Source organism: Mesorhizobium sp. P2_C5_2 (assembly GCF_056404535.1).
In genome coordinates this window covers 241,009-253,197 of sequence record NZ_JBFUDV010000005.1, presented here as the reverse complement: position 1 = coordinate 253,197, position 12,189 = coordinate 241,009, and the positions used below count along the sequence as shown (strand labels likewise).

Below are 12,189 nucleotides of genomic sequence, written 5' to 3'. Positions count from 1 at the left end.
CGCTGCCGCCTCAAAGCCAGCCGGGGCAATATCCGATCTGAACGACGGGCGGAACCGATTTTGAGCAGGCCGGCGGTCGCCTCCAGGCACCGCCAGGAAAGGGAGGAATATCAGCATGACCTCAAGCAAATCCGGCGTCTCGCGGCGCCAGTTCATCGCTACATCAATCGCCGGCAGCGCGGCACTCGCGCTTAGCCGTGGCAAGGCCTTCGCCCAGGCCGCCGACACACTCAAGGTCGGCTTTGTCAGCCCGCGCACCGGCCCGCTCGCCGGCTTCGGCCAGACCGACGGCTATGTGCTCGACCTCGCCCGCAAGGCGCTCGCCGGCGGACTAGAGGTCGGCGGCAAGAAATACAGCGTGGAGATCCTGGATCAGGATACGCAGTCCGATCCGTCTCGCGCCGGCCAGCTCGCCAAGGACCTGATCAACAACCAGGCCGTCGACCTGATGCTGGCGGTATCGACACCAGAGGTGATCAATCCGGTCGCCGACGCCTGCGAAGCCGCCGGTGTGCCTTGCCTCTCCACCGTCATGCCGTGGGAGGCCTGGTATTTCGGCCGCGGCGCCAAGCCTGGCGAGCCCTCGCCCTTCAAATGGACCTATCATTTCGGCTTCGGCGTCGACGAGTTCTTCCGGACCTACATCTCGCAATGGAACCTGATCGAGACCAACAAGAAGGTCGGCGTCATGTATCCCAACGACGCCGACGGCAACGCCATCCGCACCCATCTGGCGCCACTGCTGGCCAAGCAGGGTTTCACCATCGTCGATCCCGGCGCCTACGAGACCGGCACCACCGACTATTCCTCGCAGATCGCGCTGTTCAAGCAGGAAGGTGTCGAGATCTTCAACTCCTTCCCGATTCCGCCCGACTTCGCCGCCTTCTGGCGCCAGGCCGCGCAGCAAGGCCTGATCAAGCAGATCAAGATCTGCCAGGTCGCCAAGACCGGGCTGTTCCCTTCGGATATCGAGGCGCTCGGCGAGCTCGGCAACAAGATTTCGAGCGCCGCCTACTGGCACAAGGCCTTCCCCTACAAATCGCCGCTGACCGGCGTTTCGGGAGCCGAGCTTGCCGACGGCTATGAGGCGGCGAGCGGCAAGCAGTGGACGCAGCAGCTCGGCGCTTCGATGTCGCTGCTCGACGCCGGCTTCGAAGCGCTGAAGGCCAGCACCGACGCCAAGGACAAGGCAGCGGTCGCCAAGGCGCTGAGCACGCTCAACACCGAGACCATGATCGGCAAGGTCGACTTCACCAGCGGCCCGGTCGCCAATGTCTCGCCCGGCCCGATTATCGGCACGCAATGGGTGGCCGCCAAGGAAGGCAGCAAGTTCCCGCTCGACTATGTCGTGACCGAGAACGCCACCGACCCGAAGGTGCCGGTCGAAGCCAAGCTCCAGCCGTATAACGGCTGACGAACGGTACGGGGATCGCATCGTGAACGGTTCAGCAAACGCTGCGATCCTCAGCGCCGCCGGCATCCAGAAACGCTTCGGCGCGCTGGTGGTGCTCGACGATATCGACTTCGCCATGAATGCCGACGAGGCCGTAGGCATCGTCGGCCCGAACGGCGCCGGCAAGACGACGCTGCTCAGCGTGCTGTCAGGCGCATTCCCGCCGAGCGCCGGCACCGTCGCCTTCAAGGGCGGCGACGTGACGGCGCTGCCGGCAACGCAGCGCTGCCGGCTCGGCCTGGTGCGCACGCACCAGGTGCCGAAACCGTTCAGCGGCATGACGACGTTCGAAAACGTCTTCGTCGCCGCATCGCATGGCGCCGGTCTCGGCCGCGACGAAGCCTATGAGGAGGCGCTGGCGTCGCTGAAACTCTGCGGCATGCTGGGCGTCGCCAACCGGCGCGCCGAGACGCTCGGCCTGCTCGACCGCAAGCGGCTGGAACTGGCCCGCGCGCTCGCGGCGAGGCCGACGCTGCTTCTGCTCGACGAGATCGGCGGCGGGCTGACCGATGGCGAGGCGAGCGAACTTGTCGACACGATCAAGGAATTGCGGCGGCGCAAGATCGGCATCGTCTGGATCGAGCACATCGTCCATATCCTGCTGCAGGTGGCCGAGCGGCTGATCTGCATGGATGCCGGAAAGATCATCGCCGACGGTGAGCCACAAGCGGTGATGGCCGACCCCGAAGTCGTGCGCGCCTATCTCGGTGGAGGCCCGAAATGAGCCTGCTCGCAGTCGAAAACCTGGTTGTCCGGCACGGCCTGTTGCAGGCGGTGCGCGGCGTGAGCTTTACGATCGAACGCGGCGAAACGCTGGCACTGGTCGGCGCCAATGGCGCCGGCAAGACGACGCTGCTGCGGGCGATCGCCGGCGCGCATCAGCCGACGGCCGGCCTCGTGTTGCTGGACGGCGCCGATATCACTGGCGTGCCCTCGCACAAACGCGTCGGCATGGGCGTCGCCCTGGTGCCGGAAGGGCGAAAGCTGTTCGTGCAGATGACTGTCGAAGAGAACCTCCTGCTTGGCAAGACCGCCGGCCGGCCCGGCGACTGGAGCGTGGAACGAGTGCTCGACACCTTCCCCAATCTGAAGCCGCGCCGCCATGCCAAGACCGGACATCTCTCCGGCGGCGAGCAGCAGGCCACCGCTATCGGTCGCGCTTTGATGAGCAATCCGGATCTGCTGCTGCTCGACGAGGTCTCGCTCGGCCTGTCGCCGCTGGTGGTCGACCGCGTCTACGCTTCGCTGCAAGGCCTGATCAGTTCAGGCACGACCATCATCCTGGTCGAGCAGAACCTCAACCGCGCGCTCTCGGTATCGGACAAGGTCATCTGCATGCTCGAAGGGCGCGTTGCGCTGGAAGGCCCGAGCAAGGGTATGTCGCGCGACGAGGTGACCAAGGCCTATTTCGGCCTGCACAGGAAAAGCGCCGGGAGCGTGCCGGCATGAGCAACCAGATCGTCCAGGGCATCCTTCTCGGTGGCTACTACGCGCTGATCGCCTGCGGCCTCTCCTTCATGTTTTCGGTGATGCGCATCATCAACCTCGCGCATGGCAGCCTTGCCGTGTTTTCGGCCTATGCACTGTGGTGGCTCGCCTCGCAATTCCACATCTCGCCCTTCGTCGGCCTGCTCATCGTGCTGCCGCTGATGGCGGCGATCGGCTGGGCGCTGCAGCGCTTCCTGCTCGAGCGCAGCGCTCGCGGCGGCGCGCTGCTGCCGATCCTGACCACCTTCGGCCTCGCCATCGTCATCGACAATGCGCTGTTCGAGCAATTCGGCGCCGACACACGTTCGCTGGCGCCTTATATTGGCAGCCTGTCCTACGATTCCTGGGAATGGCCGGGCAGCATCTATGTCGGCAAGCTTGCCGTGATCATGTTTGCCGCCGCTGTGATCCTGCTTGGCGGGCTGCAGCTGTTCCTCACCCGCACCAGGCTTGGCCGCTCGATCCGCGCCACCTCCGAGGATCCTGACACAGCTGGTCTCGTCGGCGTCGATGCGCGCCGTGCCAACGCCCTTGCCGCAGCCATCGCCATGGTCACCGTCGGTCTTGCCGGCGCCTTCCTCGGCATGCGCGCCACTTTCGATCCTTATACCGGCGCACCGCAATTGCTGTTCGCCTTCGAGGCGGCCGTCATCGGCGGCGCCGGTTCGCTGTGGGGCACACTTGTCGGCGGCATCGTGCTGGCGCTCGCCCAGACACTTGGCGCGCAGATACATCCGCAAGGGTTTCTCATCGGCGGCCATGTCGCCTTCCTGATCGTGCTGTTCATCCGGCTCTCCACGTCCGGCCTCGGCCTACGCGGCCTGCTGCGGCTGCCCGCGAGGAAAGCATCATGAGCGCTGCTTCAACCTCTCCCGTCATCGAGCGCGGCACCTCGGCCTCGCGCATTTCGGCGATTGCGGCGGTTGTCATTATCGCGCTGCTCGCCGTTGCGCCCCAGTTCCTCTCGGCCGGCGCCGTCGACCGCATGACCGCCTTGTTCATCTATGTGATCCTGGCGGCGATGTGGAATGCGCTTGCCGGCTTCGGCGGCCTGGTCTCGGTTGGACAACAAGTGTTCTTCGGCCTCGGCGCCTATTTCGCCATTCGCCTCGCCGATGCCGGCCTCAACCCGTTCGCTTCGCTGTTTGTCTCGGCGATCATTGTCGGCGCGATCTCCTGGCCGATGTCGCTGTTCATGCTGCGGCTCAGGAACGGCGAGTTCGCCATCGGCATGTGGGTTATCGCGGCACTCACCCATCTCCTGGTCAATCTCGACCGGCTGGTGCAAGGCGAGACCGGGACGTCGCTGATCTCGCTCAACGTCTACGATGCCGGCGCCAGGCGGGCGACGATCTACTGGCTGGCGCTGGCCTCGATGACGGCGCTGCTTGCCATCCTTTTTGGCCTGCTGCGCGGCAGCACGGGGGCGGCCATCCGCGCCATCCGCGACAATGAAGATGCCGCCGCCTCGGTCGGCGTGCGCGTCACCGGCACCAAGCGGCTTTTGTTCGTACTCGCCGCCTTCGGCATCGGCATTGCCGGTGCGTTGTGGCTGGCCACATCGATCACCTTCCAACCGAAGACTTATTTCAACGTCCAATGGACCGCCTACATGATCTTCATGGTGCTGGTCGGCGGCATCGGCACCTTCGAGGGCGCCATTCTGGGCGCGCTGCTGTTCTTCCTCATCGAGACCTGGTTCGGCGGCACCGGCGTCTGGTATCTCATCGGTCTCGGCGCCACCGCGGTGCTGTTCTCGCTGTTCCTGCCGCGCGGCCTGTGGGGAACGCTGGAGGAGCGCTTCGGCGTACGGCTGCTGCCGGTCGGCTATCGCGTCAGACTGCCGGCAAACGCAGCTGATGGCGACACGGCATCGACGTCGCAGCAAGCCGCAACATATCGGGAGAAGGCGTGACCATGCTTTTCGGTAAGACAATCCTCATCACCGGTGTCGCTTCCGGCATCGGCGCCCGCGCGGCGGAACTTGCCGGCCAGCTCGGCGCCGATGTGATCGGCGTCGATGTCCGCGAGCCTGCCGTGGCGGTCGGCAGTTTCGTCAAGGCCGACATCTCTTCAAAGGCTGGCGTCGACGATCTCATTGCATCCCTGCCGCAGCGCATCGATGCGCTCTGCAATGTCGCCGGCCTCTCCGGCAACACCGGCGCGGTGTCGACGCTGGCCGTCAACTTCTACGGGCTGCGCGCGCTCTCGGAAGGCCTCGCACCAAAGCTTCGCGAAGGCGGCGCCATCGTCAACGTCGCCTCGATCGCCGGCTATGGCTGGCGCGCCAATCTCAACCGCGCGGCGTCGATGGTCGGCATCGAGGGGTTTCCCGATGTCGCCAAAGTGGTCGCCGATCATCAGGTGAAGAACGAGGAAGGCTACCCCGTCTCAAAGGAGTTGCTGCTGCTGTGGACCTTCCGCGCCGCGCATCAGGAGCTGTTCAAAAACCGCGGCATCCGCGTCAATGCGGTGAGCCCCGGCCCGGTCGAGACGCCCATCCTGAAACAGTTCCGCAACGTGCTCGGCGATGCCCGCGTCGACAGCGACATTGCAAGGGTCGGCCGCGCCGGCACATCGGGCGACATCGCCCCTGTCGTGCTGTTCCTGTGCTCGGATGGCGCGCGCTGGGTCAACGGCGCCAACGTGCCGGTTGACGGTGGCCTTGAAGCATCGATCAATGCCGAGGTGCTCGGCTTCTAGACCATGATCCCGAAAAGTGGGAGCCGGTTTTCGGATAAGATCATGGTCAATAATAAGATAGAAAAGACGCTCGACTGAGAGCCAGGGAGAAAACAATGGACATCGGACTTCTGATCGACGGCGACAAAAGGGATGCGTCCGGCTCGGCTTCCTTCGAGCGCATGGACCCGTTCACCGGCAAGCTGGCGACGCGCGCCGCCGCAGCCAGCATTGCCGATGCCAATGCCGCCGTCGAAGCTGCGGCCGCCGCCTTCAAGACCTGGTCGAAGACCGGGCCGGGCGAGCGCCGCGCCTTGCTGGCCAAGGCCGCCGATGTGATGGATTCCAAGGTCGGCGAATTCACCAAATTGATGATGGAAGAAACCGGCGCCACCGGCCCGTGGGCCGGCTTCAACGTCATGCTGGCCGCCAAGATGCTGCGCGAGGCGGCCGCCATGACGACGCAGATTTCGGGCGAAGTCATCCCCTCGGATAAACCGGGCACGCTGGCCATGGCGATCCGCCAGCCGGCCGGTGTCTGCCTCGGCATCGCGCCGTGGAACGCGCCGGTCATCCTCGGCACGCGCGCCATCGCCATGCCGATCGCCTGCGGTAACACGGTGGTGCTGAAGGCCTCGGAGATGTGCCCCGGCACGCATCGGCTGATCGGCCAGGTGCTGGTCGAGGCCGGTCTGCCCAAGGGCGTCATTAATGTCGTCACCAATGACCCCAAGGACGCGGCAGCAATCGTCGAGACACTGGTCGCGCATCCCGCCGTCAGGCGTGTCAACTTCACCGGCTCGACCAAGGTCGGCCGGATCATCGCCGAACTCGCCGGCAAGCATTTGAAGCCGGCGCTGCTCGAGCTTGGCGGCAAGGCGCCGCTGGTCGTGCTCGACGATGCCGACATCGACGCTGCGGTCAATGCGGCGGCCTTCGGCGCCTACATGCATCAGGGCCAGATCTGCATGTCGACCGAGCGCCTGGTCGTCGACGAGAAGGTCGCCGACGAATTCGTCGCCAAGCTCGCAGCCCGCGCCTCACAATTGCCGGCCGGCGACCCGCGCGGCCATGTCGTGCTGGGTTCGCTGATCAGCAGCCAGGCGGCCGACAAAATGGAAGAACTGGTTGCCGACGCCGTCGCCAAGGGCGCGAAGCTGGTGGCCGGCGGCAAGCGGATAGGCACGGTGGTCGAGGCTACGCTGCTCGACCATGTCACCCCGGCGATGCGCGTCTATGCCGAAGAATCCTTCGGCCCGGTCAAGCCCGTGATCCGCGTCAAGGGCGAGGAAGAGGCGGTGCGCGTTGCCAACGACACCGAATACGGCCTGTCCTCGGCCGTGTTCAGCCGCGACATCCGCCGCGCCATGGCGGTCGCCGCGCGCATCGAGGCCGGCATCTGCCACATCAACGGCCCGACGGTCGGCGACGAAGCGCAGATGCCGTTCGGCGGCGTCAAAGGTTCGGGCTATGGCCGCTTCGGCGGCAAAGCCTCGATCGCCGAATTCACCGATCTGCGCTGGCTGACGATCGAGGATCCGAACCAGCACTATCCGTTCTGAACGGTACAACGCTCGGCAGATGATTATCTGCCGAGCGTCAGCCCAGCCTTCCGTGCCTCTTCACGCAGGAACGGCAGGCCGACGCCGATCACATCGTCGGGATTCTCCGCCACCGGCCGCCAGACGGCGAGACCACCGGCAATGTCGACATCGACATGGTTCATGCTTTCCAGCGTGATGGCGCCGGTATAGCCGATGTCGGCGATGGCCTTCATGCAGGCGGCCCAGTTCAGCATGCCGCGTCCCGGCACGCCGCGATTGGCCTCCGAGACATGGACGTAGCCGAGATAGGGCGCGGCCGCCTTGAAGCCGGCCGCAAAACTCTCCTCCTCGATATGCATGTGGTAGGTGTCGAGATGGATGAAAATGTTGTCGGCGCCGACGCGCTCGATGATCCGCGTCGCGTCGATGCCGCGGTTGATCAGGTGTGTTTCGTAGCGGTTGCAGGGCTCGATGCCGAGTTTTAGGCCATGCGCCTTGGCGGCTTTCGCAGCACGCGCCAGGAACCGGCACATGCCGTCGATCTCTTCCGCCGTCGGCGCACGCCCGGACGTCTTGCCGATCGTGCCATAGGTGACGCCGCCAAGCGCCTCACTGCCCACCGCTTCGCAGACGGCAAAGGCCGGCTCGAGAAAGGCCAGCGCTTCATCCGGCCGCGCCACCACATCGAGCGCGCGCGGCAGGCCGAGCGACGGGATGAGTTCGACGCCTTGCCGTTCGGCAAAGGCCCGCGTGCGTTTGGTGTCGATCTCTTCCGGACGCAGCAGCGGGATCTCGAGCAGGCCGATGCCAAGCCCCTTCAGCCGCTCCATCTGCGGCTCGATCAGTTCGAGATCCCAGACCGGAGCGATGGCGAAAGTGTGCAGTCCAAAAGTGTTCATCAGTTTCAGCCTCGTTGTTCGTGCGCCGCCGCGGCAGCGATATCGCCGCCGCCGACAATGCGGCTGACGACCTCGGTCATGTTGGTTTTTGCGGTGACGAGATCGGCATCGGCCCGCCCGTGGCGCAGCACCACGATCCGGTCGGTGACGGACAGCACATCGTTCAGCCTATGCGAGATCAGGATGACGGCGATGCCCTCCGATTTCAGCCGGCGGATAAGGTCGAGCACGCTCTGCACCTCACGCACGGCAAGGGCCGCCGTCGGCTCGTCCATGATGACGAGCTTCGGGTTGAAGGTCAGCGCCCGCGCAATCGCCACCGTCTGCTGCTGGCCGCCCGAGAACGAACCGACCGAGCGGTTGATCGACGGCAGATGTGCGCCGAGCCGCTCGATCATCTTTGTCGCTTGCCGGTCCATCTCGGCCTTGTCGACAAAGCCAGGGATGAGCCCGAACAATTTCTTCACCGGCTCGCGGCCGAGGAAGATGTTGGCGGCGACATCCTGCTGCTTGGCCAGCGACAGATCCTGGTAGATCATCTCGATGCCGAGCCGGCGCCGCTGGCCGGGATCGAGCGGCAGGATGTCCTTGCCGTCGAAGTGGATCGAGCCGGAATCGGCGCGGTAGATGCCGGTGATGGTCTTCATCAGCGTCGACTTGCCGGCGCCATTGTCGCCGACCAGGCCGACGACTTCGCCGGCGGTGATCGTGAGGTCGACGCCATGCAGCACGTCGACAGCGCCAAAACTCTTGCGGATGCCGTGCAGGGTGAGAAGGGTCATACGCGTGACTCCTTGCGCACCTGGTACTGGTCGATGAAGACCGCCAGGATCAGCACGGCGCCGATCGCCATCTGCTGGTAGTAGGATTGCACGGCAAGCAGCGTCAGCCCGTTCTGCAGCACACCCATGATCAGCGCGCCGATCATGGTGCCGAGGATCGAGGCGCGGCCGCCGAACAGATTGGTGCCGCCGATGATCGCGGCGGTAATGGCAGTGAGTTCGTAATTGATGCCGGCGGTCGGGTCGCCGGCATTGACGCGAGCGGTGAACAGCAGGCCGGCCAGACCGGCGAGCGCGCCGGACAGCGTGTAGATGATGCGACGATGATGCTCGACGCGGATGCCGGCGGCGCGCGCCGCACCCTCGCTGTCGCCCAGCGCCAGCGTGTGGCGGCCAAAGCGTGTATAGGCGAGCAGGCAGTGCGCGACGATGGCCGTCAGCACCAGGAGAATGACCGGCATCGGAATGCCGAACGGTCGGCCCTGGCCGATATAGACGATCTCCGCCGGCAGGCCGTAGATCGCCCTGCCCTGCGATATCACCAGCGCCAGCCCGCGCGCCAGGCCGAGCATGCCGAGCGTGACGATGAAGGCCGGCACGAAGGCGCGGGTGACCAGCTGGCCATTGATGTAGCCGGCAATGCCGCCGGCGATGATGCAGGCGCAGACCGCCAGTGGCCACGGCCAGCCGAGATTGACAGCGACGAAGGCGCCAGCGACGCCGGACAGGCCCATCACCGAGCCCAGCGACAAATCGAGCCCGCCCGAGCCGATGACGAAGGTGGCGGCAATCGCCAGCACGCCGATCGTCGACGTCGCGAGCAGGATGTTGAGGAAATTGCTGAGCGACAGGAAGTAAGGCGACAGCACCGCCATGGCGGCGCTGAGCGCCACCAGCACCAGCAGCGATTCCAGCCTGATATGAAGCCGTTCGACGGATGCGCGCTGCACCCGTGCCCAGAAACCGGGCTGCGCCGTTTCAGAAGCCATCTTTTTCACACCTTTTGAAAGAGGTGGCTGGCGCGAGCATGCCGCGCCAGCCCGCGGGGGAATACCCCCAGTCCTGGGAGGGACTATTTCACAAATTCGAGCATCGGCTCCTTGCCGGCATCGAGCACTTCCTTGGTCAGCACCAGGGTCGGCACCGCGATGCTGTCTTCAACCTTCTCTCCGGCCAGCGCCTTCTTGACGTTCTCGACCGCCTGCTTGCCTACGAGGTAAGGCAGCTGCGCTACCGAGGCATTCAAGCGGCCTTCCTTGATCGACTTCACGGCGTCCGAATTGCCGTCGACGCCGATGATCGTCACCTGCGGACCCTTGCCGGCGGCGTAGACGGATTCCACCGCGCCTAGCGCCATGCCGTCATTGGCACAGAAGATGGCGACGAGGTCAGGGTGCGCCGTCAGCGTATCGGTGGCGATCGAGGCGGCCTTGCCGCGGTCCCAGTCACCGGGCAGCGAAGCGACGATTTCCAGACCCGGCGCCAGTTCCTTCAACTTGTCGGCAAAGCCCTTGGCGCGCTTCTCGCCGGTGATGTTGCCCGACAGGCCTTCGATCACCAGCACCGGACCCTTGGCATCCTTGCCGAGCTTGGAGACGAGATAGTCAGCGCCTTGCGCGCCGGCCGCGCCATTGTCGGAGCCGATGTGGAAGGTGACCTTAATGCCTTCCTTGTCGAGCACCGCCTGGTCCATATTGTTGTCGAGGTCGACGATCTTGACGCCGGCCTCCTGCGCCACCTTCAGGCAGGGCAAAAGGTTGGTCGAGTTGATGGCCGCCGTGATCATCGCCGCCGGCTTGCGCTCCAACATGGTGTTGCACAGGTTCAGCTGCGGCTCGGCCGCCTGGTCGCTTTCGGCCGCCTGCTCGAAGATCTTGACGCCGGATTCTTTCGCGCCGGCCTCGACGCCCTGGCTCATCGCGCCCCAGAACGGATTGGCCAGCGTCTTCATCAGCACGCCGTATTCAGCGTCGTCTGCCTTGGCAGTAGGGATGGCCGAGAATGCCATGGCAACCCCAAGCGCCACGGTAAATCGATTTATCTTCAGTACAAACGAGGTCATTTTTATCCTCCGGTTGGTGTCACGTGCCGCGAGCCTAGGCCAGGTGCGGCGCTGGTTGTCGACAATGGGGGCTATTGTCGGTTTCCTCCCCCGGAATGCAGGCCGTTGCCTGGCGAGCCAACGGATTCCCGCATCAAAACCCGGCAAGGCTCAAGCCGCGCGATCGGCGGCCCCTCCCCACCTTCAATTCTTGCAAACAGCGCTTCCATGGCGTGACCGGCGATCTGGCGCACCGGCTGTACGACGGCGGCGATGGCCGGCCATGTCACCTGCATCCATTCGGCATCGTCGAAGCCGACCAGCGAAATGTCGTTGGGGCAGTGCCAGCCGCGCCGTCGGAACTCGGACAGCGCCACCAGCGTGCCCTTGAGGAACAGCGAATAGACCGCCGTCGGCCGTTCGCCCCCATTGGCGCCTTTCCCGAAATAGTCGCGCAGCTGCGCTCTGAGCGGTTCGACATCGGTCTCTGCCAACACGACGTCGATGCGCACATCCGGCGCCAGTTTAAGCGCAGCGGTGCGAAACCCGTCGAGGCGTGCACGCACCGTCGCCGCCTGCTCGCCGAGACCGACGACCAGTATGTGGCGATGGCCCTTGGCGATCAGCTCGCGCGCCACTTCGGCGCTGGCCGCCGCACTGTCGGCCGACACCGTATCGAAGGCGTCGTCGGAGAGCACACGGTCGATCAGCACGCCGGTCATGCCGTTGGCCTTCATGAACTCGGCCGCCGGGCCATGCTCGTTACGCACCGGCGCCAGCACCACACCGGCGACGCGCCAGTCATGCATGCGGGCCAGGATTTCCTTTTCGCGCGCTTCCGATTCACGGCTCGACGCCGCCACCAGCGTGTAGCCGCGCTGTTCGGCGAGGCTCTCGAGCTGGGTGACCATCTGGCCGAAAAATTCGCTTTCGAACTCGGGCATGATGGCGCCGATGATGCGGCGCTTGGCCCGGCGCATGTCGGAGGCGAGCGGATCGACGCGGTAGCCCAGTTGCTCGACGGCATCGAAGACGCGCTGCGCATTTTCCGGCTTCACCGTGGTGACGCCGGCCATGACCTTGGAGACGGTGGCGGCGGACACGCAGGCGCGGCTTGCCACGTCGTGGATCGACGCACGCCGCTGCTGGTCCTGCCTATGCGCCATTGGTCCTCCTCCCGAGGCGCGGACAGAGGCATTTCCATCCGCTGGAGAAATGAGTAAATCGATTTTTCGGAGTTGTAAATCGTTTAATCGTGGGTATTTTGTCCCACGAGCACATGTCGCCCCAAAGTGTGAAG

At 65.0% G+C, this 12,189-nt stretch carries 12 protein-coding genes; 7 read left to right on the top strand and 5 right to left on the bottom strand.

The features are described 5' to 3' along the window. The first annotated feature begins 115 nt into the window (after nucleotides 1–115). The 7 genes from AC1D1B_RS19730 (at nucleotide 116) to AC1D1B_RS19700 (ending at nucleotide 7,185) form a co-directional block, all read left to right on the top strand. The gene (locus AC1D1B_RS19730; RefSeq protein WP_477334125.1) at nucleotides 116–1,414 is read left to right on the top strand and encodes an ABC transporter substrate-binding protein; all 1,299 of its coding nucleotides are present in this window, start codon (nucleotides 116–118) and stop codon (nucleotides 1,412–1,414) included. 88 nt (nucleotides 1,415–1,502) lie between these two features. Next, nucleotides 1,503–2,177, top strand: coding sequence for an ABC transporter ATP-binding protein (locus tag AC1D1B_RS19725; protein ID WP_477334841.1), 675 nt, complete (start codon nucleotides 1,503–1,505; stop codon nucleotides 2,175–2,177). Continuing rightward, nucleotides 2,174–2,902: an ABC transporter ATP-binding protein gene (locus AC1D1B_RS19720; RefSeq protein WP_477334124.1), complete on the top strand. Its 729-nt coding sequence runs from the start codon at nucleotides 2,174–2,176 to the stop codon at nucleotides 2,900–2,902. The genes AC1D1B_RS19725 and AC1D1B_RS19720 overlap by 4 nt, the downstream gene beginning before the upstream one ends. Further along, entirely contained in the window at nucleotides 2,899–3,795 is an 897-nt protein-coding gene (locus tag AC1D1B_RS19715) for a branched-chain amino acid ABC transporter permease (protein WP_023725449.1), read from the top strand. Before AC1D1B_RS19720 ends, AC1D1B_RS19715 begins: the two co-directional genes overlap by 4 nt. Continuing rightward, entirely contained in the window at nucleotides 3,792–4,856 is a 1,065-nt protein-coding gene (locus tag AC1D1B_RS19710; protein ID WP_477334123.1) for a branched-chain amino acid ABC transporter permease, read from the top strand. The genes AC1D1B_RS19715 and AC1D1B_RS19710 overlap by 4 nt, the downstream gene beginning before the upstream one ends. 2 nt (nucleotides 4,857–4,858) lie before the next feature. After that, on the top strand, nucleotides 4,859–5,644 hold the full coding sequence (locus tag AC1D1B_RS19705) for a coniferyl-alcohol dehydrogenase (RefSeq protein ID WP_477334839.1): 786 nt from the start codon (nucleotides 4,859–4,861) through the stop codon (nucleotides 5,642–5,644). A gap of 95 nt (nucleotides 5,645–5,739) precedes the next feature. Then, nucleotides 5,740–7,185 (top strand): aldehyde dehydrogenase, encoded by a 1,446-nt coding sequence (locus AC1D1B_RS19700; RefSeq protein WP_477334122.1) that lies wholly within the window; start codon nucleotides 5,740–5,742, stop codon nucleotides 7,183–7,185. A 23-nt stretch (nucleotides 7,186–7,208) separates the two neighbouring features. Here the strand turns inward: AC1D1B_RS19700 and AC1D1B_RS19695 are convergent, their stop codons facing one another. From AC1D1B_RS19695 to AC1D1B_RS19675, 5 genes are all read right to left on the bottom strand, one after another. Then, nucleotides 7,209–8,066 carry a sugar phosphate isomerase/epimerase family protein gene (locus tag AC1D1B_RS19695; RefSeq protein WP_477334121.1) on the bottom strand — a complete coding sequence of 286 codons (858 nt, stop codon included), beginning with the start codon at nucleotides 8,064–8,066 and terminating at the stop codon, nucleotides 7,209–7,211. Nucleotides 8,067–8,071: 5 nt separating this feature from the next. Then, entirely contained in the window at nucleotides 8,072–8,848 is a 777-nt protein-coding gene (locus AC1D1B_RS19690) for an ATP-binding cassette domain-containing protein (RefSeq protein ID WP_477334120.1), read from the bottom strand. Further along, entirely contained in the window at nucleotides 8,845–9,837 is a 993-nt protein-coding gene (locus AC1D1B_RS19685; RefSeq protein WP_477334119.1) for an ABC transporter permease, read from the bottom strand. Before AC1D1B_RS19685 ends, AC1D1B_RS19690 begins: the two co-directional genes overlap by 4 nt. An 83-nt stretch (nucleotides 9,838–9,920) precedes the next feature. Further along, nucleotides 9,921–10,910 carry a sugar ABC transporter substrate-binding protein gene (locus AC1D1B_RS19680; RefSeq protein WP_477334118.1) on the bottom strand — a complete coding sequence of 330 codons (990 nt, stop codon included), beginning with the start codon at nucleotides 10,908–10,910 and terminating at the stop codon, nucleotides 9,921–9,923. 71 nt (nucleotides 10,911–10,981) lie between these two features. After that, nucleotides 10,982–12,055, bottom strand: a complete 1,074-nt coding sequence (locus tag AC1D1B_RS19675) for a LacI family DNA-binding transcriptional regulator (RefSeq protein WP_477334117.1) — start codon at nucleotides 12,053–12,055, stop codon at nucleotides 10,982–10,984. Between the last annotated feature and the right edge of the window lie 134 nt (nucleotides 12,056–12,189).